Raw genomic sequence first — 20,069 nt, 5'->3', positions numbered from 1 at the left:
CTCGGTTCGATGCAACGAACCTGGATACGAATTCTCACCGGAACGATCGCCATTCTGGGCATCGTGACCGGGCTCGTCGCACTGGGCGTCTACTACACCGACACCCGGGTCAACGTCCTGATCGCGCTGGCGTCGTTCGTTCCGTTGATGTTCATCGCTGTCGTGGTCGGTGCCCTGGTGGCGCTGATCGGTCGGCGCTGGGTTCTGGCGGGAGTTTCTGCGCTGGTGCTTGCCGCAGGCGCATTCGCCTACGCACCGCTCTACGTGGCGGACGCGGCACCCGAGGACGCGACGGGCAGCGAGGGCGTGCGGCTGCGCGTGATGCAGGCGAACCTGATGATCGGGCTGGCCGATCCGACTGTCGTGGTCGGTCAGGCCCGCGATCACTCCGTCGACGTCGTCACGATCCAGGAACTGACCGACGCGTCGGTGGTCGGCCTCCGCGACGCCGGCATGGAGGAGCTCTTCCCCTACAGCTACCTCCAGCCGTACGTGACAGGCGGCGGCGGAGCCGGAATCTACAGCCGTTACCCGATCTCGGGCAACCGTGAACTCGACGGATACGGTCCGGTGAATCTGGCCACCGAGGTCGAGGTCCCCGGTTCCGAGCCGGTCACGCTGCTGGCGGTGCATCCCGGGCCCGCCTACGTCACCCCGGCCGACATTTGGACCGCCGAATTGGACACGCTCCGAGACGATCTGGCGGCGGCGTCGCTCACCGGACCGGTGATCGTCAGCGGCGACTTCAACACGACGTATTCGCACAAGAAGTTCCGCAACCTACTCGATGCCGGATATTCCGACGCCGCAGCGCAATTGGGGAAGGGACTGATTCCCACGTACCCCACCGACAAGGGAACACCCGCCGTCGTCGGGATCGACCACATTCTCACCAACACCGGTCGTGCTCGTTCTCTGGAACGAATCGATCTCCCCGGATCGGACCACCATGGGTTGATCGGGGAGATCGAGTTCTCCGCAGGCGTCAGCTGACGCGAACGACCTGTTTCCGAGACTTGCCGCACTGCAGCAGGATTCGGACGGCCGCCGGTGTTCCGTCGAGGGACGTCACGATGTCGTTGCGCGTCTGCGCCGCTGCGCCTGCCACCTTGTCGAGGGACGTCACCGCGGGGTCGAGCGTCGCGGTGATCTCGACGACTCTCTGACCGCGATCGGACACCGAACGGCCGGTCGCCGATACGACGCCCTCGTGAGCGGCCAGGGATTTCGCGGCGCTCCGGGCAGCGGTTCCCAGGTCGACGCTGAGTCGGCCGTCGACATCTGCATCCGCTGACGACGCGAAGGCGACGGTGCCGACCGAACGTCGCGGCAGGTGCGCGAGGAGCCACCACAGACCGAGCAGCACGAGGACGATGGCGGCTGCCGCGAGAGCCCAGGGCCACCAGCCTGCGTCGACGGCGGTGTCGACGAAGGCCGCGTCGAGACGTTCGCGGCCGGGAAACCTTCCTTGCTCCCAGGCAATTGCTCCGCCGCCGAGGGCGATCAGGGCGAGGCCGACGACGGCGGTGCTGGTTCGGTCGACCGAAGCGGTTGCGCGTTTCACGATGCTTGTCCTGTCGTTCGCACTCGGGTGCGGACCTTGGGAGCCGACGCGAGTGGGCGGAGGCCGTCGTCCACGGAGGTGACGACCGAGGACTTCAGCTCCGCGGTGTCCGTGCCGGCGACGGTGGCCACCGCGACGGTGACCTTCTTGTTGCCGGCCTTGGCGGTTGCGGAATCGACGCCGACGCTGTCGAGTGCGGCGGTGCGGGCAACGGTTGCGACGTCGCCCTTTCGGAGCCAGACGTCCTGCTCGGAGAGGGCTCGGTGGGTGCGTCGCCGAGGACGCAATGCAGCGATGACGAGAACGAACCCGACCACGACTGCGGCGATTCCTCCCGGCAGCATCCACGGCTGCGCGGTGAGTCCGTCCAGGCTCGTGGCGGCGGGGCCGACCCACTCGGGGCCGTCGATGGCACCGAGGTTCAGCAGCGCCTCGCGGCCGAGGACCACGCCGGCACCGATGAGGACGAGCGCGAACAGGATTGCGGGTACGGCTGCGGTGGGATTGGCTACCGGCTTCTTGCTTGCCTTCTCGCTCATTGCACTCTCCCTTCTTCACGGGTGGTCTCGGCGGGTACACATTGGACGGTGACATCGACTCGGTCGACGGTGTAGATGCCCAGTTCGGACAGGTCTCGTGCGACTGCGGCGCGAACGTCGGCGGCGACCTTCGCCAGCGGCGAGGGCCAGGTGACCGCTACCGCGACCTGAGCGCGAACGCGGGAGCCGCTGATCGTCACGTCGGCCTTGGGCAGGTCACGCCCACCCAGGACCCGCAGTCCGGGCTGGGGTCCGGCGACCGCGTCGGTGCTGCGGGCAGCGAGGACGGCGAGTCGCTCGACGGCCTTGTGCTTGATCTCCAGAGAGCCGCGCTCACCGGGGTCTACAGCAGCTGTCTCAGTCACGACCGCGACCACGCATGATCGAGTTCAGGTCCAGTTCGCCGTCGACGTAGCGGCCGACGAAGAATCCGAGGCCGCCGAGCACGATGGCGATGAGGAAGCCGGTGAAACCGCCGGCCGCTGCGGCGATGGCCAGCAGAAGTCCCACGAACAAACCGATGGTTGCAGTGGTCATGGTGTTGATCTCCACTCAGAGTTCGAAGTAGTTGCGCCTGGTGACGCGTTTGCGGATCCGAGCGATCCGCTTGGGCAGAGTGCGTAGCGGGGACGGAATCGGCGAGGCGCGGAATGCCGTCGGCGCGCTCGCCGCATTGGTCGGAGTCGAGGGAAGTACGGCGAAGCGTCGGTCGACCTCGGCGAGTTCGGCCATGTAACGAGCCGGATCTCCACCGAGATCCGGGTGGTGCTCGCGCGCCACAGCGCGCCGAGCCGCCTTGTAGGCGGCGGCTCGGTCCTGCGCTGCATGCTCGTTCACCTGGTCAGACTCGCACAATGTCCTCGACGGTGATGTGCACGGGCCCGTCGACCATCGCTGCCACTGTGCTGCGCACGGCGTCGGCGGTTTCGCGTACCGCAACCCCGAACTCGAGAGTGACGTGAACCTCGGTACCTTCGTCGCCGATCCGGATGCCGGCGATGCGTCGTCCGGGAAGGTAGGTAGCTGCCTCGCCGAACATGCCGCCGTGCAGCCCGACGACACCGTCGACCGCCAGTACGGCGTCGGCGATGTCCTCGGACCTGTCACGCTCCGTCATGTGCGGATCGGTCACTGCACTCGGGTGGAGGGAGCCTCGGTGGTCTCCTCGTCGTCCGAGCCGTCGTCGAGGTAGATGTCGTGAACGACGATGTTGACCTCGGTGACCTCGAGACCGGTCATCCGCTCGACGGCGTTGATGACGTTGCGACGAATGCCCGCTGCGAGGTCTGCGATGGAGACGCCGTAGTCGGCGACGATGTCGATGTCGACTGCGGCCTGACGCTCGCCGACCTCCACCGAGACGCCCTGCGACTGGTTGACGCGGGCACCGGGGATGCGCTCGCGCAGGGCACCGATCGCGCGGCTCGCTCCGCCGCCGACGGCGTGGACGCCCTGGACCTCACGGGTGGCGATACCGGCGATCTTGGAGACGACGGTGTCGGCAATGGTGGTGCGGCCCTGCGAGCTGACGAGCACGGAGTCCGACTTGGTGGTGATGTCGGTCTTTCCTTCGCCTGCTGCGGATACGGTTGCCTTGGTGTCCGTCGTGGAGCTCATGAATGCCTCTCTTCGTTGGATGTCGTGCAGAGTGTGTGACAGAAGTTGGTCGTAGCTCGGTGGTCGAAACGCACGTCCGAATAAAGTGATCTACGTCATAGATTACGTCCGCTGGTAAACCGGTATCGAAGACATGCGTGATCGATGACCGCTACGTGAACTGGGGGCCCGATGGAGTGGGTTGATGCATCGGACCGCGTACTCGTCGGCGCAGCCGCGCTCGGCGAGACGGATGCGTTCGAGGAGATCGTCCGGCGCTACGGTCCGGAGATGTTTCGGTACGCGCGAAACATGCTGTCCGATCAGGGTGCGGCCGAGGAGGTGGTGCAGGACGCGTTCGTCGCAGCGTGGAAGGGGCTGGACAACTTTCGAGGCGACTCGGCTCTGCGAACATGGTTGTTCTCGTTGGTGTCGCACAAAGTGATCGATCATCGACGACGTCGCAGCGTTCCTCCCGCAGAAGATTGGGTATTCGAGCGAAAGAGCACCGGGGCGGGCAGTGATCCCGAGGCGGATGTCGAGGCCGACAGCTTCATGGCCGAACTCGGAGTCGCACTGGCCGAACTGCCCTACCGCCAGCGAGCCTGCTGGCTGCTCCGCGAGGTCGAGGGCCTGACTCACCCGGAGATCGGCGCGATCATGACGTTGTCCGCAGGAGCGGTACGTGGTCAGTTGACCAGAGCACGAGCAACATTGAGCGAAAGGTTGGCAACATGGCGAACCCAGTAGAGCCGGATTCGGTTCTCGCGCGTGCTGCCACCGAACTTCGGGACGCACCTCAGGAACCGAATTGGGTGGATATCAGCGCATCCATCATCTCGAAGGTCCGCAATACGACCAGGCGTACGTGGCCCGTCGACAGCGCCTTTCCTGCCGGCTCCGGCGCCGATCCGCAGGACTCGCTGCAGGTCAGCGACCACATCGTCAAGACCACGCTCCGTCGTGCTCTGGCGGACGTTCACGGTGCGCAGCCGACCGAGATCGACCTCCATCTCGACGACCACGCCTGCATCGGTCTGTTCGTCGCGGTGATCGGGGTGTACGGCGACGATCTGCAGGCTGCGGGAGACGAGCTGGCGACCATCGCGATCGATGTCGTCTCGGATCTGCTCGGCGTCACCCTCGATCGCGATGTGGTGGAGATACGCGTCGACGACATCGAGGAGCGGTAGGCGTAAATATTGCGTCATAGCCGCTGGTTGCGGTCGTAAGAAAGCGTAAGGAAACCGGCTGTGGCCGGTGGCGGGATTCAGGATCGAGCAATGACCGAATTGCTCTGTCTCACGGTGGCCGCGTTCGTCGCGGTGTACCTGTTCGTCGCTCTCCTCGATCCGGAGAGGTTCTGACGTGGTTGGGTTCTTCCAGATCTGCGCTGTGATCGTCGTCCTGGCCGTGGCGTACGTGCCGCTCGGCGACTACATGGCCCGGGTGTTCGACTCGTCCCACGACACGCGTGTCGAGCGCCTGCTCTATCGGGTGGCCCGGGTGAATTCGTCCTCGGAACAGACGTGGGTCGGATACTCCACCAGCCTGCTCGGGTTTTCGTTCGCCGGCGTCGTGTTCCTGTTCGTACTCCAGCGGATCCAAGGCGTGTTGCCGCTGAACGGGGGCCTGTCGGGGGTCAGCCCGGCGATGGCCTTCAACACCGCGGCGTCGTTCGTCACCAACACCAACTGGCAGTCCTACGTCCCCGAGACCACGCTGTCGAACCTGACGCAGCCGCTGGGCCTTGCGGTGCAGAACTTCGTCTCCGCCGCAGTCGGTCTCGCCGTCGCGATTGCAGTCATCCGCGGCTTCGTGCGTGTGTCCACAGGCGGTGAACTCGGCAACTTCTGGGTCGATCTCACCCGCGGAACGCTGCGCATTCTGCTGCCGCTCTCGCTGCTGGTGGCCGTCATCCTACTGACGCAGGGCACCATCATGTCCTTCTCCACCGGCTTCACCTCGACCGGCCTGGACGGACAGACGGTCACCAATGCGCTTGCGCCCGTTGCCTCCCAGGAGGCGATCAAGGAAATCGGCACCAATGGCGGCGGCATTCTCGCGGCCAACTCCGCGCATCCCTTCGAGAACCCGACCCCGCTGACCAACATCGTGCAGATCATCTCTCTGCTGTTGATCCCGGTTGCACTCACCCGCACCTTCGGCACCATGATCGGCAACCGCAAGCAGGGTCTGACGTTGCTTGCGGTGATGGCAACACTGTGGGGAGTCCTGCTGGCGGTCACCCTCTATGCCGAGTCCGGTACTCGGGGAGTCGCAGCAACGGCTGCGGGCGCGATGATGGAAGGCAAGGAAGTTCGCTTCGGTATCCCGGCATCGGCCTTGTTCGCCGTCTCCACCACCGGAACATCCACCGGCGCAGTCAATTCCGCGCACGACAGCATGTCCGCGCTCGGCGGCGGTGCCGTGCTGCTGAACATGCTGTTCGGCGAGATCGCGCCCGGCGGTGTCGGCACCGGTCTGTACGGGTTGCTCGTGCTCGCGGTCATCGCCGTCTTCGTCGGTGGGCTCCTCGTCGGTCGGACCCCGGAATTCCTGGGCAAGAAGCTGGGCCGACGCGCCATCACGATGGCAGCGTTGTCGGTACTGGTGATGCCGATCCTCGTGCTCGTCGGCACGTCCATCACCGTGATTCTCGAATCCACCACGAGTTATCAGGGCAATCCCGGCATCCACGGGTTCACCGAGGTTCTTTACGCGTATGCGTCGGCGTCCAACAACAACGGCAGCGCCTTCGGTGGACTGACGGTGACCAGCGACTGGTTCCAAATCTCCCTCGGCATCGCCATGCTGCTCGGCCGCTTCCTGCCGATCGTCTTCGTACTGGCGCTGGCCGGCTCACTCGCGACGACCAAACGCAGCGCACCGAACGCAGGAACCCTCCCCACCGACGGTCCGCTGTTCGGCAGCTTGCTGATCGGTACCGCGATCCTCGTCGCCGCCCTCACCTTCTTCCCCGCACTTGCTCTCGGACCCATAGCAGAGGCCATGCAATGAACCTGTCACTGAGAACGGCCGTACCCGGAGCGTTCCGCAAACTCGATCCACGACACTTGGCCCGCAACCCGGTCATGTTCGTCGTCTTCCTCGGCTCCATCGTCACCACCGTCCTCTCGATCGCCGAACCGTCGGTGTTCGCGTGGTTTGTCACCGGGTGGCTGTGGTTCACCGTGCTCTTCGCCAACCTCGCCGAGTCCGTCGCCGAAGGGCGCGGCAAGGCGCAGGCGGCAAGCTTACGGAAAGTGAAGCAGGACACCGTTGCTCGACGACGCACTCCCTCCGGTGCCGAATTCGTCGTCACCGAGGTGGCCGGCGCGGAACTGAATGTAGGCGACGAGGTGATCGTCTCGGCAGGCGAGGTCATCCCCGGTGACGGTGACGTCATCGAGGGCATCGCCACCGTCGACGAATCAGCGATCACCGGCGAGTCGGCACCCGTGGTCCGCGAGTCCGGCGGCGATCGATCCGCCGTCACCGGCGGCACCATCGTGCTCTCCGACGAGATCGTCGTGAAAATCACTGCAGCCCAGGGCGAGACGTTCGTGGATCGGATGATCGCCCTCGTCGAGGGCGCGGCTCGGCAGAAGACGCCGAACGAGATCGCTCTGAACATCCTGCTCGCCTCGCTGACGATCGTGTTCCTCTTCGCGGTGGTGGCCATCGGTCCGATGTCCGATTACGCAGGGCAGCAGCAGGATCCCATCCAGCTGATCGCGCTGTTGGTCTGCCTGATTCCGACGACCATCGGGGCACTGCTCTCGGCGATCGGCATCGCGGGAATGGACCGGTTGGTGCAACGCAACGTGCTCGCGATGTCCGGACGCGCCGTCGAGGCGGCAGGCGACATCGACACGTTGCTGATGGACAAGACCGGAACCATCACCTTCGGTAATCGGCGCGCGACCGGACTGCACCCGGCTACGGGCATCGATGCCGTCGAGCTGGCGCGCGCCGCCCGGTTGTCGTCGTTGGCCGACGGTACCCCCGAGGGGCGCAGCATCGTCGAACTGGTCGAGCGTGACTTCGAATCCGCAACGGCAGAAAGCGAATCCGGGCGCGGCGAGTTCGTGGCCTTCACCGCGCAGACCCGGATGAGCGGTCTGGATCTACCGGGCATGGAGATCCGCAAGGGTGCAGCAGATTCGGTCTACGGCTGGATTCGTGAGGGCGGCGGCACAGCGGACCTCGACGCCACCGTGCACGACATCGCCCAGAACGGCGGTACCCCGCTGGTGGTTGCCGTCCGCGAAACCGGTTCTGCTGCCCGCGCTCTCGGCGTCGTCGAACTCTCCGATGTGGTCAAGCCGGGCATCGCCGAGCGGTTCGCTCAACTGCGCGCCATGGGAATTCGGACGGTGATGGTCACCGGCGACAATCCACTCACCGCCAAGGCCATTGCCGCCGAGGCAGGCGTCGACGACTACCTGGCCGAGGCGACCCCCGAGGACAAGCTCACGCTCATCCGGCAGGAGCAGGAGGGCGGCAGGCTGGTCGCGATGACCGGCGACGGTACCAACGACGCCCCGGCTCTGGCGCAGGCCGACGTCGGTGTCGCAATGAACACCGGCACCTCTGCGGCCAAGGAAGCCGGCAACATGGTCGACCTCGATTCCGACCCGACCAAACTGATCGAGATCGTCGAGATCGGCAAGCAGCTCCTCATCACCCGTGGCGCGCTGACGACGTTCTCCCTCGCCAACGATCTGGCGAAGTACTTCGCGATTCTGCCGGCGATGTTCTCCACCGTCTATCCGCAGCTGGGTGGACTGAACATCATGCATCTGGCGACGCCGGAATCGGCGATCCTGTCGGCGGTGATCTTCAATGCGCTGGTGATCGTCGCACTGATTCCGTTGGCGCTCAAAGGTGTTCGGTACACCCCGGCCTCGGCGGCAGCACTGCTGCGCCGAAATCTGTTGGTGTACGGCGTCGGCGGCGTCATCAGCCCCTTCGTCGGGATCTGGCTCATCGATCTACTCGTTCGACACATTCCAGGGATAGGCTGACCATGCGCTTCGTACAGGGATTTCTCCGCCAGGTCGTGGCAGGCTTCGCAGTGCTGCTGGCATTGACCGTCATTCTCGGCATCGGCTACCCGGCCGTGGTCTGGGGCATCAGCCGCATCGGCACCGACTCCGCCGAGGGTTCGCCGCTGCGCGACGCCGAAGGCTGCGTCGTCGGAAGCTCGCTGATCGGCGTCGATCCGCAGGTCGCTCCGGGAGAGCCGGATCCGTACTTCCACACCCGCGTCACCGGGTCGGTGTCGGACGACGACCCGTTCGCCCCCGGGGATCCCGCGGCTGCGCTGCCGACCAACCAGGGACCGTCCAGCGAGGTCCTGGCGTCGTTCGTCGAGCAACGCCGCGTCGCCATCGCCGACCGCGAGAACGTCGACCCGTCGGCGGTACCGCCCGACGCCGTCACCGGTTCCGGCTCGGGTATCGATCCCGACATCAGTCCCGCGTATGCGGCCATCCAGGTCGCGCGCGTGGCGCAGGTCAACGGAGCGTCGGTGACCGATGTCGAGGCTCTGGTCGCCGAGTACACCCACGGACCGCAGTACGGTGTACTCGGTGCCGAAGCGGTGAACGTTCCGGAGTTGAACCTGGCACTACGGGACACATACCGGCCGGGTGAGGAGACAGGCTGTGGCGGACAGGGGTGAGCTGCGGATCTACCTCGGCGCGGCACCCGGCGTCGGCAAGACCTACGCCATGCTCGGCGAGGCGCACCGACTGCGGAGCCGGGGTTGTGACGTCGTGGCCGCGGTGGTCGAGACCCACGGCCGCGCGCGGACGATAGACGCACTCGACGGCATCGAAGTGCTGCCGATGGCGACCGTCGACTATCGCGGGTCCTCGGCGCAGGAACTGGACCTCGACGCCGTCCTGGCCCGACAGCCGCAGGTGGTGCTCGTCGACGAACTGGCGCACACCAACACGCCGGGGAGTGTGCACGGCAAGCGGTGGCAGGACGTCGAGGTACTGCTCGACGCGGGCATCGACGTCATCTCCACCCTCAACGTGCAGCACCTCGAATCGCTCAACGACGTGGTGCAGCAGATCACCGGAGTGCCGCAACGGGAGACGGTGCCCGACAGCGTCGTTCGAGCCGCCGACGAGGTCGAGTTGGTCGACATCACCCCCGAGGCGCTGCGCAGCAGGTTGCGACACGGCAACGTCTACGCCGCCGAGAAGGTCGACGCCGCACTGAGCAACTACTTCCGCGGTGGCAACCTCACCGCCCTGCGAGAGCTCGCACTACTGTGGATCGCCGATCAGGTCGACGCGGCACTGGTGAAGTACCGCAAGGACAATCGCATCACCGACACGTGGGAGGCACGCGAGCGCGTGGTGGTGGCAGTGACCGGAGGACCGGAATCGGAAACGCTGCTCCGCCGAGCGAGTCGGATCGCCTCGAAGTCCAGTGCGGAGCTGATGGTGCTGCACATCGTCCGCGGTGACGGGCTGATGGGTGTGTCGGCACCGCAGATGGGTTCGGTGCGCAAGCTCGCCGCCGGTCTCGGGGCCAGCGTCCACAGCGTCGTCGGCGACGACGTGCCGTCGACCCTGCTCGACTTCGCCCGCGGTGTCAACGCGACCCAGCTGGTGATCGGCACCTCGAGACGGTCACGTGCCGCCCGAATCCTGGACGAGGGTATCGGCGCGGCAGTGGTGCAGAACTCGGGAAAGATCGACGTGCACATGGTCACTCACGCCGAGCAGGCCCGGCGATGGGGGGTGCAGGTCGACTCGGGACGGCGCCGCATTCTGGCGTGGGTCGCCGCTGTTCTGGTGCCCTGCCTGGCCGCGGCAGTGCTCAGCACGGTCGGTCCGGACTTCGACTCGAGCGGTGAGAGCGCTCTGTTCTTCATGGTGGTGCTGTGCGTCGCATTGCTGGGAGGGGTTGCGCCGGCGGCACTGTCGGCGCTGATCGCGGGCTTCCTGCTCAACTACTTCTTCACCACCCCCCGATACAGCCTCACCATCGCCGAGCCCGACAACTTCGTTGTTACCGTCGTGCTGCTCCTCGTCGCCGTCGCCGTCGCTGCCCTCGTCGACGCGGCAGCCCGACGCACGCGTCAGGCACGGCGGGCGACCCAGGAAGCCGAACTGTTGACGCTGTTCGCCGGATCGGTGCTGCGCGGAGCCGACCTGACCGCCCTGCTCGAACGCGCCCGCGAAACGTATCGCCAGAGCGGAGTGGCTCTGTGGGACAACCAGTCCGGGTCCATCGTCGGTAGCGCAGGTGCGCAGGCTCCCGTCGATCGTGCCGGGGCCGACACCGAGGTCGACGCGGGCGACTTCACGTTGTTGCTCGTCGGCGAACGCACACACGCGCACGATCGGCGAGTACTCGCGGCGGTGGCCAACCAGGCCGCCGGCATGGTTCGGCAGGGCCGTCTCGCCGAGGAGGCCAGCCGAGCCAACGCTCTCGCCGAGGCCGACGCGTTGCGTCGAGCATTGCTCTCGGCCGTCAGCCACGATCTGCGGACACCACTGTCGGCGGTGAAGGCGGCATCCTCGTCTCTGCGCAGCACCGACGTTCAGTTCTCGCCCGAGGACACCGACGAATTGCTCGCGACCATCGACGAATCGGCCGATCAGTTGACCGCTCTGGTGAGCAATCTGCTCGATTCCTCGCGGCTTCAGGCAGGCGTCGTGCAGCCGAGCCTGCGTCCGGTGTTCGTCGACGACGTGCTCGGTGGCGCACTGGTCGGAGCGGACGACCGAGTGCGTGTCGAGGTGGGCGATGTGGAGGTACTGGCCGACCCGGGCCTGCTCGAACGGGTGCTCGCGAATCTGGTGAACAACAGTGCCCGCTACGCCCCCGTCGGCGACATCACCGTCAGTGCCGCCGCACACGGTGAGTGGGCCAGTATCTCCGTCGCCGACCACGGACCCGGCATCGCCGAGGGTGCCGAGGACACGATGTTCGACGCGTTCCAACGTCTCGGTGATCGGGACAACTCGGTGGGCGTCGGGCTCGGATTGTCGGTGGTGCGGGGATTCGTGCGTGCGATGGGCGGTACCGTCACGGCATCGAACACCGTCGGCGGCGGGCTGACGATGACGGTCGAGTTGAAGGCGGCGGGCAGGTGAAGGTGCGGGTGCTCGTCGTCGACGACGAGCCGCAGATCGTGCGGGCGTTGCGAATCAATCTCAATGTGCGTGGGTTCGAGGTGGTCAGCGCGGCGAGCGGCGGTGAGGCGCTGCGGGTGGCCGCGAACTTCCACCCGGACATCGTGATTCTCGACCTCGGACTGCCCGACATCGACGGAATCGACGTGATCGCCGGGCTGCGCGGCTGGAGCGACGTACCGATCCTGGTGCTCTCGGCGCGCACCGATTCCGCAGATACCGTCGAAGCGCTCGACGCCGGTGCCGACGACTTCGTCACCAAGCCCTTCGGCATGGACGAGCTGCTGGCCCGATTGCGCGCAGCACTGCGCCGCGGACCGCACTCCGTCGCCGACCCCGTCGTCGTCACCGCGGACTTCACCGTCGATCTCGCTACCAAAACCGTTGTGCGAGATGGTGCGAACGTGCACCTGACCCGCACCGAGTGGGGTGTACTCGAACTGCTGGTACGCAACGAGGGCAAGCTGGTGTCGCAGAAGGACATCCTGCGCACCGTATGGGGACCCGGCCACGAGCGCGAAACACACTATCTACGAATCTATCTCGGCCAACTGCGACAGAAACTCGAACGTGACCCGGCCTCCCCGGTGCACCTCATCACCGAAACCGGTATGGGTTACCGATTCGTGCCCTGAGCGCTACCCGCGCTCGCGGCTATCCGCCGAGTACCTCACCCTCGCGGCGGGGGTCGGCTCCACCGATCCAGCCACCGTCGGTTCGCTGTAGCGCGCTCAGTCCACTGGACTGGTCTGCGACCGACACCTGGTGGCCCATCTCGCGGAGCGCCGCGACCACGGGATCGTTCTCGCCCGAGACGTTCGGGTGTTCGCCGCCGTAATTGGTCGACGGTGTGTTGGCCGCACCGAAGTCGACCATCGACACCGCCTGCTGCGGATCCATGCCCCAATCGAGCAGTCCCACCAATGTTTTGACGACGAACTGGATGATCACCGAACCACCGGGAGAGCCGGCGACGAGCACCAGATCGCCGCGCGCACCGTCGTCGCCCCGGTCGAAGACCAGCGTCGGAGCCATCGAGCTGCGCGGACGCTTGCCCGGCTCGACGCGGTTGGCCACCGGCGTGCCGTCCTCGGCCACCGGTGATGCCGCGAAGTCGGTGAGCTGATTGTTGAGCAGGAAGCCGTCGACCATGTGGAACGAGCCGAAGGCCGACTCGACGGTCGTCGTCATCGAGGCCGCGTTGCCCTGGCTGTCGACGACGGAGATGTGGCTGGTGCCGTACTCGGGATCGGTGGACGAGGCGAACTGCACCGGGCCGAAGTCGCCGGGCTGCGCTGTGCCCATGGACCTGCCCTCGTCGATCAGTCCTGCTCGCTCGCTGAGGTATTCGGGATCGAGCAGTGCATCGGGCGACCCACCGGGCAGCGGAACGAAGTCAGGATCGGCGACGTACTTGTCACGATCGGCGTAGGCGAGGCGCTCGGCCTCGGCGATCAGGTGCACGCCCTCGGCCGTCGGGGTTCCGCCGTTGGCGTCCATCCCCGTCGGCGCGTACTGCGCCAGATCGAAGTTCGACAGGATGCCCATCGTCGACGCCACCGCGATACCGCCCGAGGACGGGCCGGGCATTCCGCAGATGTCGTGATCGCGGTAGTCGGTACACACGGCCGTACGGGTCTTGGGCTCGTACGCGGCGAGATCCTCCAGCGTGATCTGTCCGGGGGTACGGCCAGCGGTGGTGTCGGCGGTCGCATCGACGATGGCCTGCGCGATGTCACCGGTATAGAAGGCGTCGGCACCGCCGGTTGCGATGGCGGAGAGCGTCTTCGACATCGCCGGGTTGTTCAGAACCGTCCCGGCCGGCTTGCCGGTGCCGTCCGGCTGCAGGAAGTACTCCTTGGACGCGGGATCGAGGGCGAGCTTCGGTGCCGAGTCGGCAATGGAGGACGCCATGCGCGGGCTGATCTCGATTCCGTTGTCGGCGAGACCGATTGCGGGCTGAAACAGGTCGCCCCACTGCTTGGTCCCGTGGTCGTCGTGGGCCTGCTCGAGCATGCGCAGCACTCCAGGAACGCCGATCGACCGCCCACTGGAACGGGCATCGGGTTGCGGCAGAGAGCGATTGACGTCGTCGATATACCGCAGATAGTCCCCGGTGGCACTCATCGGAGCGGTCTCGCGGCCGTCGTAACTCTGTACTTCACCGGTGGCCGCGTCGTAGTACATCAGGAAGGCTCCGCCGCCGATGCCGGAGGACTGCGGCTCGACGAGGCCGAGCACGGTCTGCGCAACGATCAGGGCGTCGGCCGCGGTGCCGCCGTCGCGCAGAACCGCACACGCGGCCTCGGTGGAGACCGGGTTGGCCGTCGAGACGGAGTACGAAGGCGTCTCCACCGGGCTCATGTTCGATCGATACCCGGTCGCCACTTCGGGATTGGTGGAGATGTCGCCCGAACTCGCGCTCGGCGTCGAGTTCACAGGCGTACCTCCACTGGCACCGAGGACACAGCTGTTCTCGGCCGCGGAGTCGGGATCGGTGCTCTCGCCGCTACTGCACGCGGCGAGCGGCACCAGCAGCAGGGCACAGGCAAGGACAGTCGAGCGGTGCACTCCTATTGCAGACACCGCCCGACGCTAACATCCGGATCACCTGCCGGGACGGGTCTCGGCGGATTCGAGAAGCCAGTGTGCGACGGGTGCAGGTCTACCGAACAGAAAGCCCTGCGCGAAGCGGCATTCGAGAGCCTCGATGATCGCAGCCTGCTCCTCGGTCTCGACGCCCTCGGCCACCGTGGCCACCGGCAGCGCCGACGCCATGGCTACGATGGCGCGAATCAGCTGAGTGTCCGATTCCGAACTGCCGATCTCGTGAACGAAGGACTTGTCGATCTTCAGTAGCGCGATCGGCATCGCGCGCAGCCTGCTCAGCGAGGAGTAGCCGATACCGAAGTCGTCGAGAACGATGAGCACACCCATCGCGGCGAGTCGGTCGAGAACGCTCTTCGCCGTGCCCATGTCGTCGATCAGGACGCTCTCGGTGATCTCGAGGGCCAGATCTGCTCCGTGGAGGCCGTACGTGTCGAGCAGTCGGGCGACGATGACCGGCAACGAATCGTCTCGAAGCTGCAGCGGGGACACGTTCACCGACATGGTGACTTTCTGCCCGTTGGAACGCAGTGTCACCAGATCCGAAATCGAGGTGCGCAGCACCCATTCGCCGATCTCCTTGATGAGATTGGTCGATTCGGCGATCGGGATGAACTCGTTGGGGGTGCGCACTCGCCCCTGCCAGTTCCAGCGCACGAGTGCCTCGTAGACGACGGTGGTACGCGAGGTGGTCTCGATGATCGGCTGGTAGTACACCTCGAGCTCGCCGCGTCTGATCGCGCCGCGCAATGCGGTGGCGGTCTCGATCGCGGACGTCGCTCGCGCACGCAGCGACTCGTCGAAGAACGCGTACCGCGCCGCACCGAGCGATTTGGCGTGATACATCGCGGTGTCGGCCTCGCGGATGGCGTCGTGCAATCGGTCCGCGTCTGCGATTCCCACCGAGGCCGTGACGTATGCCGTCGCGGCGCTCAGGGGGAACGGCTCGTTCGTCCGATCGATGATGCGTCGGGCCAACGCTTCCGCTCCACCGCGATCGCGGCGGGTCAGCACGACGAACTCGTCACCGGCGTACCTGACCACGGTGTCGGTGGCACCGACTGCGGCGCGGATGCGTCCCGCTGCGGCGACGATGAGTTCGTCGCCGACGCGGTGGCCGTACGAGTCGTTGACCATCTTGAAGTTGTCGAGGTCGACGAACAGGACGCACGTGCGTCCCGGAGTCTGGGTCCGCTCGAGCCGGGTGAACTCCTCGTCGAGCATCGTGCGGTTCGGTAGGCCGGTCAACAGGTCGTGAGCGGCCAGGTACTTCGCGTGCTCCTCGCCGACCTGCACTCGGGTCAGCGCACGCTCGCCGCGTAGGAATGCGCCCACCAGGATCGATGCGAGCAACAGGGACCGGACGATCAGATCTCCGGTGGACACTGCCGAGCCCAGCAGCGGCACCGTGGCGCAGACGACCAGCAGCGTCACCACGAACACGACGCGGCGGCTGCTGTGCGCCGGTGCAGGAGTCTGCCGCTGCGAGACGGTGCGCATCGACGGATCGAGGGCGGCCATCGCCAGGGAGAGATACGCGAAGAGGTAGATGCCGTCGAGCAATCCCGAGGACGGTGCGTCGTCGGTGGTGGCCGCGAAGGCGTACGAGACGTCGCCGACCAGTGTCGCGACGAGTGCGATCAGGGCCCACTGCAGCGCAACGGTACGGGGCTTGGACGAGAACAGCAGGTAGGTGGTCAAGGTGATCAGCGCTGCGTCGATCGCCGGATACAAACCGTTGACCACCGTCGATGCCGATGAACGAGGAGATTCGAGGGCCGGGGAGATGAACAGCAACCACGACAGGAACAGGGTGCCGAGAAAGATCAGGCCGGCGTCGACGAGCGGAGTGATGTCGTCGATCGACTGACGATCTCGGATCCACCGCGAGAGTGCGTACCCGACGAGTGCGTACCCGGTCAGTGTGAACAGATCCGGCAGCAGCGGGAACGAATGACTCAGTGCGGTGGGATCGCTGCGCAGCGAGACCCCGAACATGAACAGCACCGAGGCGCCGAACAGTGCCCACCAACAGCGCGAGTCGTCGGGACGGTATCGACGGATCGCGGCGCTGATGGCCAGTACCGAACCGACGGCGACGGTCGCGAGGACACCGGCCCGCACTCCGGCGTCGCCGAGAACGAAGACGGTGCTCGCGACGACGACCACTGCCACCAGTCCGGCGACCCGTTTGGTGTGCATGGCGAAGGGCGCAGCGACCTTCGTGTTCATCGAAGGACCTACTTCCTTCTCGCGCGTGGCGTTCGCATGGCTGTTCGCGGCACCTTCATCGGTGAATATACGTCTTTGCGCAGCGTGTTCGGGTACGAAGTCGGACCTGGCGGGCGAAGAACTTCAACAGATGTTGTGCTTTCACCGGCCCTCGGTGAGGTTGCCGATCACCTGATCGGACATTTCGTCGACCGAGCGCGTCGCTCCGGGGCGTCCTGGACTGCCATCGGTGCGTTCATGGGGGTCGGCAAGCAGGCGGTGCAGAAGCGCTTCGTCGCCAAGGGGGCGACGATCCCGCCGATTTCGATGCCGATCAGGGTTTCTCGCGCTTCACCCCGAGGGCTCGCAACGTGGTCGTCGGCGCGCAGAACGAGGCGCGGGCCGCAGCGAACGACCGAATCACGACCGGGCACCTGATTCTCGGCCTGCTCGGTGAACCCGAGGCAGTGGCCGTGAAACTATCCCGTTCGACGCGGGATCAGGACGCCAACCTCGCCGAGCTCGGAGTTCGCAAGCGGGCGATCGAGGAGGGCCTGGTGGCGGCCCTCGGTAGCTAGGAAGCGATGGCCTTCGCTCGTTCGACGGCGATGCGGACCTCTTCCTCGATCAGGTCACCGTTGATCGCGGCACCTGCCTTGACTCCGGCCGCGGACGCCGCCACCACGGTGTCCATCGGCGCGGCCACGTTGCCTGCAACCCACACCCCGGGCACCGATGTGGCACCGACGGGATCGGCCTCGACATACGTGCCGAGGACGTGATCGTTCATGACCATCTCGGTCGTGCCGATCCCGAGCGACACCAGGATGTCTGCGCGGGAGGTGAAGTTGGGGCCCACGACCAGCGCGTCCAGCCGGATCTGCGTGCCGCTCGCGAGGGTCACTCCGACGATGGCGTCGTTGTCGACATCGACCCGAGCGATCTCCTCGTCGACCACCTCGATGCCACGGGCGGCAAGTCGCTCGAGATCTGCCTGCGCCAATTCCGTTGCCGTGTGCGCGAACACGGTGACGTGCTCGGTGAGCTGACGCCACATCTGGGCCTGGTGCCCGACCATGGCGCTGCCGATGATGCCGATCCTGCGATCGCGTACCTCCCAGCCATGGCAGTACGGGCAGTGCAACACGTCGCGCCCCCAGCGACCGGCCAGGCCGGGTATGTCGGGCAGGACATCGGTGAGACCGGTGGTGACCAGGAGGCGGCGGCCGCGGACGACGGAACCGTCGGCGAGACTCACCTCGAACCCGGTGTCGGTGCGATTCGCGGACGTCGCGATGCCCTCGACGATGCGCGCGCCGTAGTGCCGCGCCTCGTCTCGGCCGAGTCGAACCAGCTCGAGAGGCGACTCCCCGTCGCGGGTGAGGTAGTTGTGGGAATGCGCTGCCGGAGCGTTGCGGGGATCGCCCGCGTCGACGATGGCAACGGAGCGTCGGGAACGGCCGAGAGCCACGGCGGCGCTGAGTCCGGCGACTCCGCCGCCGATGATGATCGCGTCGACCGGAGTGTGTCGATCGGTGTCTGTAGTCATCTGGACAGTGTCCGACCGAGGCTGTTGGTTGGCAAGAAATATTGCCATAGCGGCAAATGATGAAACCAAAAAATACCGCTCGGCGTGAAAGATCGCCCGAAATCGGTACATCGCCGGATTGTGATCGTGCCGACTGGCGTCGAGGCTGTGAGAGGTCGATATAAGCGCGGATGCACCGCTTGAACAGGGTGTTCGCTCGAGGTCTACTGGTCGGCAAGAATCGAGCCGGGGGGGCGTATGGGGCACTTCGAGATCGGAGAGACCGTGATCACGGTCCGCAATCTGGGCCACGTGCGGTGGCGCAGCGGAATCCCGAAGGGAACCGTGGGAATCGTCGTCGGCGTCGATTGGCTCGGCGATGCTCGCGTGAACTTCGCCGTCGACGAGTCGATGCGCACCCGAGGCGAGACGGTGCAACACATCGTTGCCGACGGCGACGTTCGCACGCTGCGGGCCGCTCCCCGCCGTCTGATCGGCTAGTTGCCTGCGGTTCGCTCGTCGTCGGTTGCCGGACCGGTTTCGACGGCTCCGCCTTCGCTCGACCAATCGTTGTCCTCGGCCGCTGCGGCCGGATCGGACGTCACATCCGGTTTTGCCTCGGGGGCAGTGTCGGCGTTCTTCTGGTCGTCGTTCTGGGTAGTCATGATGCGGGGGTACCCGCGCGGCACCGAAACAATCGTCGGCCCCGCGCGGGCGAGCGTTCCGGTGGTCTCTACAGCCCGAAGGGCAGCGTTCCCGGTGCCAGCTCGAAGCCGCTGCTACCAGCGGAAATGGAGCCGAAGCCGCTGAGGATCTGGTTGATGAACGCGGTGATCATGTAATTCCTCTGTTCGATGCGATGGACTGTATGTCCCGGACAACCCGGTCGAGATTACCGGCAGCTGTAGCGTCGAAGCTGTGAGGAGCCAGGGAATTATCGTCGGTCTTGCTGTGTCGGCCTGCGTACTGGCGGGCTGCTCCTCGAATTCACCGGTATCGCAAGCGCCCGCTGGATCGTCGGAAGCATCCGCTGGGTCGTCCGATGCGGCGGTGCCGGTGAACTACGTCGCGTTGGGTGATTCGGCCGCGTCCGGCCCACGGATCCCCGACCAGGTCGGCGCACCGGGTTGTCAGCAGTCCGACGCCAACTATCCGCACGTGCTCGCCGAGGAATTGGCCGTGGGCTCCTTCGTCGACGTCACCTGCTCGGGTGCCGTCACCGAGAACATCGTCTCCACTCCGCAGGGCACGTCCAGCGGTGAGGTACCGGTGCAACTCGATGCACTGAGCCCGGACACCGATCTGGTGACCGTCACGATCGGCGGTAACGACATCGGGCTGGTCTCGACGGCCGTGCAGTGCCTGACGTTCGCGGACACCTCGGCCACCAACGTCTGCAGGGACCGCCTCACCGCAGGCGGCGTCGACACCGTGGCCGCGGCGATCGCCGACAGCGCACCGAGCTGGGGTGCGATGCTCGACGCGGTGGCCGAGCGTGCGCCCGATGCGCGGATTCTCGTGGTCGGCTACGGCACCTACCTGCCGGACGGCGGCTGCTTCCCCACCCAACCGATGCTCCCCGAGGACGCCGACTACATCCAGGGCAGCATCACCGCGATGAACGAGGCCCTGCGGACCCAGGCCGAAGAGCACGGTGCCGAGTTCGTCGACACCGAGGCGCTGAGTGTCGGCCACGACGTGTGCGTGGCCCCCGATCAGCGGTACTTCGAGGGGGTCGTCCCGCAGAATCCCGCGGCACCGTTGCACCCGACGGCAGCCGGGATGGCAGCGATCGCCGACGGGGTGGCCACCCTCGTGCGTGCCGGATAGAGACCACGACACCGTAACTGGCTCTTCTC

The 20,069-nt window shown here is 66.1% G+C and carries 22 protein-coding genes and 1 pseudogene; 12 read left to right on the top strand and 11 right to left on the bottom strand.

Features of this window, described 5'->3' with window-relative positions; genetic code table 11:
- Positions 1-9 precede the first annotated feature (9 nt).
- Positions 10-993 (top strand): endonuclease/exonuclease/phosphatase family protein, encoded by a 984-nt coding sequence (locus CH274_RS02365; protein ID WP_094656633.1) that lies wholly within the window; start codon positions 10-12, stop codon positions 991-993.
- Here CH274_RS02365 and CH274_RS02360 read toward each other — a convergent pair.
- Genes CH274_RS02360 through CH274_RS02330 form a run of 7 tightly spaced genes read right to left on the bottom strand, consistent with a single transcriptional unit; the run spans position 986 to position 3,720 of the window.
- On the bottom strand, positions 986-1,564 hold the full coding sequence (locus tag CH274_RS02360) for a hypothetical protein (RefSeq protein ID WP_094629090.1): 579 nt from the start codon (positions 1,562-1,564) through the stop codon (positions 986-988). The two genes, CH274_RS02365 and CH274_RS02360, sit on opposite strands and share 8 nt — an antisense overlap.
- Positions 1,561-2,103, bottom strand: coding sequence for a DUF6286 domain-containing protein (locus tag CH274_RS02355; RefSeq protein WP_094656632.1), 543 nt, complete (start codon positions 2,101-2,103; stop codon positions 1,561-1,563). Before CH274_RS02355 ends, CH274_RS02360 begins: the two co-directional genes overlap by 4 nt.
- Positions 2,100-2,468 (bottom strand): Asp23/Gls24 family envelope stress response protein, encoded by a 369-nt coding sequence (locus CH274_RS02350; RefSeq protein WP_158462582.1) that lies wholly within the window; start codon positions 2,466-2,468, stop codon positions 2,100-2,102. Before CH274_RS02350 ends, CH274_RS02355 begins: the two co-directional genes overlap by 4 nt.
- Positions 2,461-2,640 carry a hypothetical protein gene (locus CH274_RS02345; protein ID WP_032397316.1) on the bottom strand — a complete coding sequence of 60 codons (180 nt, stop codon included), beginning with the start codon at positions 2,638-2,640 and terminating at the stop codon, positions 2,461-2,463. The genes CH274_RS02350 and CH274_RS02345 overlap by 8 nt, the downstream gene beginning before the upstream one ends.
- Before the next feature lie 15 nt (positions 2,641-2,655).
- On the bottom strand, positions 2,656-2,940 hold the full coding sequence (locus CH274_RS02340; protein ID WP_094656631.1) for a hypothetical protein: 285 nt from the start codon (positions 2,938-2,940) through the stop codon (positions 2,656-2,658).
- A gap of 4 nt (positions 2,941-2,944) precedes the next feature.
- The gene (locus CH274_RS02335; protein ID WP_094656785.1) at positions 2,945-3,220 is read right to left on the bottom strand and encodes an Asp23/Gls24 family envelope stress response protein; all 276 of its coding nucleotides are present in this window, start codon (positions 3,218-3,220) and stop codon (positions 2,945-2,947) included.
- Between the two features lie 11 nt (positions 3,221-3,231).
- A complete protein-coding gene (locus CH274_RS02330) occupies positions 3,232-3,720 on the bottom strand; it encodes an Asp23/Gls24 family envelope stress response protein (RefSeq protein ID WP_032396878.1) in 489 nt (162 codons plus the stop codon).
- 171 nt (positions 3,721-3,891) lie between these two features.
- Between CH274_RS02330 and CH274_RS02325 the strand changes: the two genes are divergently transcribed.
- Genes CH274_RS02325 through CH274_RS02290 form a run of 8 tightly spaced genes read left to right on the top strand, consistent with a single transcriptional unit; the run spans position 3,892 to position 12,499 of the window.
- Positions 3,892-4,449, top strand: a complete 558-nt coding sequence (locus tag CH274_RS02325; RefSeq protein WP_032396877.1) for an RNA polymerase sigma factor — start codon at positions 3,892-3,894, stop codon at positions 4,447-4,449.
- On the top strand, positions 4,434-4,892 hold the full coding sequence (locus tag CH274_RS02320) for a hypothetical protein (protein ID WP_045197616.1): 459 nt from the start codon (positions 4,434-4,436) through the stop codon (positions 4,890-4,892). Before CH274_RS02325 ends, CH274_RS02320 begins: the two co-directional genes overlap by 16 nt.
- Before the next feature lie 60 nt (positions 4,893-4,952).
- Positions 4,953-5,066, top strand: coding sequence for a potassium-transporting ATPase subunit F (locus tag CH274_RS02315; protein ID WP_256981088.1), 114 nt, complete (start codon positions 4,953-4,955; stop codon positions 5,064-5,066).
- A gap of 1 nt (position 5,067) precedes the next feature.
- Positions 5,068-6,720, top strand: a complete 1,653-nt coding sequence (gene kdpA / locus CH274_RS02310) for a potassium-transporting ATPase subunit KdpA (protein WP_032396875.1) — start codon at positions 5,068-5,070, stop codon at positions 6,718-6,720.
- Positions 6,717-8,729 (top strand): potassium-transporting ATPase subunit KdpB, encoded by a 2,013-nt coding sequence (gene kdpB / locus CH274_RS02305; protein WP_094656630.1) that lies wholly within the window; start codon positions 6,717-6,719, stop codon positions 8,727-8,729. The genes kdpA and kdpB overlap by 4 nt, the downstream gene beginning before the upstream one ends.
- Positions 8,730-8,731: 2 nt before the next feature.
- The gene (locus CH274_RS02300; protein ID WP_094629095.1) at positions 8,732-9,388 is read left to right on the top strand and encodes a potassium-transporting ATPase subunit C; all 657 of its coding nucleotides are present in this window, start codon (positions 8,732-8,734) and stop codon (positions 9,386-9,388) included.
- Positions 9,372-11,825 (top strand): sensor histidine kinase, encoded by a 2,454-nt coding sequence (locus CH274_RS02295; protein ID WP_094656629.1) that lies wholly within the window; start codon positions 9,372-9,374, stop codon positions 11,823-11,825. Before CH274_RS02300 ends, CH274_RS02295 begins: the two co-directional genes overlap by 17 nt.
- Positions 11,822-12,499: a response regulator gene (locus tag CH274_RS02290; RefSeq protein WP_032396871.1), complete on the top strand. Its 678-nt coding sequence runs from the start codon at positions 11,822-11,824 to the stop codon at positions 12,497-12,499. Before CH274_RS02295 ends, CH274_RS02290 begins: the two co-directional genes overlap by 4 nt.
- A gap of 19 nt (positions 12,500-12,518) precedes the next feature.
- Here the strand turns inward: CH274_RS02290 and ggt are convergent, their stop codons facing one another.
- Both ggt and CH274_RS02280 read right to left on the bottom strand, forming a co-directional pair.
- Entirely contained in the window at positions 12,519-14,450 is a 1,932-nt protein-coding gene (ggt, locus tag CH274_RS02285) for a gamma-glutamyltransferase (RefSeq protein WP_094656628.1), read from the bottom strand.
- A 21-nt stretch (positions 14,451-14,471) separates the two neighbouring features.
- Positions 14,472-16,703 (bottom strand): putative bifunctional diguanylate cyclase/phosphodiesterase, encoded by a 2,232-nt coding sequence (locus CH274_RS02280; protein WP_094656627.1) that lies wholly within the window; start codon positions 16,701-16,703, stop codon positions 14,472-14,474.
- 126 nt (positions 16,704-16,829) lie between these two features.
- Here CH274_RS02280 and CH274_RS02275 point away from each other — a divergent pair.
- Positions 16,830-17,164, top strand: a pseudogene (locus tag CH274_RS02275) (Clp protease N-terminal domain-containing protein); the annotation flags it as partial.
- A gap of 92 nt (positions 17,165-17,256) precedes the next feature.
- Here the strand turns inward: CH274_RS02275 and CH274_RS02270 are convergent.
- The gene (locus CH274_RS02270) at positions 17,257-18,231 is read right to left on the bottom strand and encodes an NAD(P)/FAD-dependent oxidoreductase (protein ID WP_094656626.1); all 975 of its coding nucleotides are present in this window, start codon (positions 18,229-18,231) and stop codon (positions 17,257-17,259) included.
- Between the two features lie 264 nt (positions 18,232-18,495).
- Here CH274_RS02270 and CH274_RS02265 point away from each other — a divergent pair, with 264 nt between their 5' ends.
- A complete protein-coding gene (locus CH274_RS02265; protein WP_143546515.1) occupies positions 18,496-18,711 on the top strand; it encodes a hypothetical protein in 216 nt (71 codons plus the stop codon).
- Here the strand turns inward: CH274_RS02265 and CH274_RS29050 are convergent.
- Positions 18,708-18,875 carry a hypothetical protein gene (locus CH274_RS29050; RefSeq protein WP_176459194.1) on the bottom strand — a complete coding sequence of 56 codons (168 nt, stop codon included), beginning with the start codon at positions 18,873-18,875 and terminating at the stop codon, positions 18,708-18,710. The two genes, CH274_RS02265 and CH274_RS29050, sit on opposite strands and share 4 nt — an antisense overlap.
- A 385-nt stretch (positions 18,876-19,260) precedes the next feature.
- Here CH274_RS29050 and CH274_RS02260 point away from each other — a divergent pair, with 385 nt between their 5' ends.
- Positions 19,261-20,040 carry an SGNH/GDSL hydrolase family protein gene (locus CH274_RS02260; RefSeq protein WP_256993455.1) on the top strand — a complete coding sequence of 260 codons (780 nt, stop codon included), beginning with the start codon at positions 19,261-19,263 and terminating at the stop codon, positions 20,038-20,040.
- The last annotated feature ends 29 nt before the right edge of the window (positions 20,041-20,069 follow it).

It is taken from the genome of Rhodococcus sp. 06-418-5, assembly GCF_002258285.1.
Lineage (GTDB): Bacteria > Actinomycetota > Actinomycetes > Mycobacteriales > Mycobacteriaceae > Rhodococcoides.
The sequence above is the reverse complement of the archived record's forward strand: the minus strand, read 5'-3'. Positions and strand labels throughout refer to the sequence as shown.

Excerpts from the sequence above, each read along its gene's own strand:
- CH274_RS02365 (WP_094656633.1), top strand. The coding sequence starts at position 10 with ATGCAACGAACCTGGATACGAATTCTCACCGGAACGATCGCCATTCTG.
- CH274_RS02355 (WP_094656632.1), bottom strand. The coding sequence starts at position 2,103 with ATGAGCGAGAAGGCAAGCAAGAAGCCGGTAGCCAATCCCACCGCAGCC.
- CH274_RS02345 (WP_032397316.1), bottom strand. The coding sequence starts at position 2,640 with ATGACCACTGCAACCATCGGTTTGTTCGTGGGACTTCTGCTGGCCATC.
- CH274_RS02335 (WP_094656785.1), bottom strand. The coding sequence starts at position 3,220 with ATGACGGAGCGTGACAGGTCCGAGGACATCGCCGACGCCGTACTGGCG.
- CH274_RS02330 (WP_032396878.1), bottom strand. The coding sequence starts at position 3,720 with ATGAGCTCCACGACGGACACCAAGGCAACCGTATCCGCAGCAGGCGAA.
- CH274_RS02325 (WP_032396877.1), top strand. The coding sequence starts at position 3,892 with ATGGAGTGGGTTGATGCATCGGACCGCGTACTCGTCGGCGCAGCCGCG.
- CH274_RS02320 (WP_045197616.1), top strand. The coding sequence starts at position 4,434 with ATGGCGAACCCAGTAGAGCCGGATTCGGTTCTCGCGCGTGCTGCCACC.
- kdpB (WP_094656630.1), top strand. The coding sequence starts at position 6,717 with ATGAACCTGTCACTGAGAACGGCCGTACCCGGAGCGTTCCGCAAACTC.
- CH274_RS02300 (WP_094629095.1), top strand. The coding sequence starts at position 8,732 with ATGCGCTTCGTACAGGGATTTCTCCGCCAGGTCGTGGCAGGCTTCGCA.
- CH274_RS02280 (WP_094656627.1), bottom strand. The coding sequence starts at position 16,703 with ATGAACACGAAGGTCGCTGCGCCCTTCGCCATGCACACCAAACGGGTC.
- CH274_RS02270 (WP_094656626.1), bottom strand. The coding sequence starts at position 18,231 with ATGACTACAGACACCGATCGACACACTCCGGTCGACGCGATCATCATC.
- CH274_RS29050 (WP_176459194.1), bottom strand. The coding sequence starts at position 18,875 with ATGACTACCCAGAACGACGACCAGAAGAACGCCGACACTGCCCCCGAG.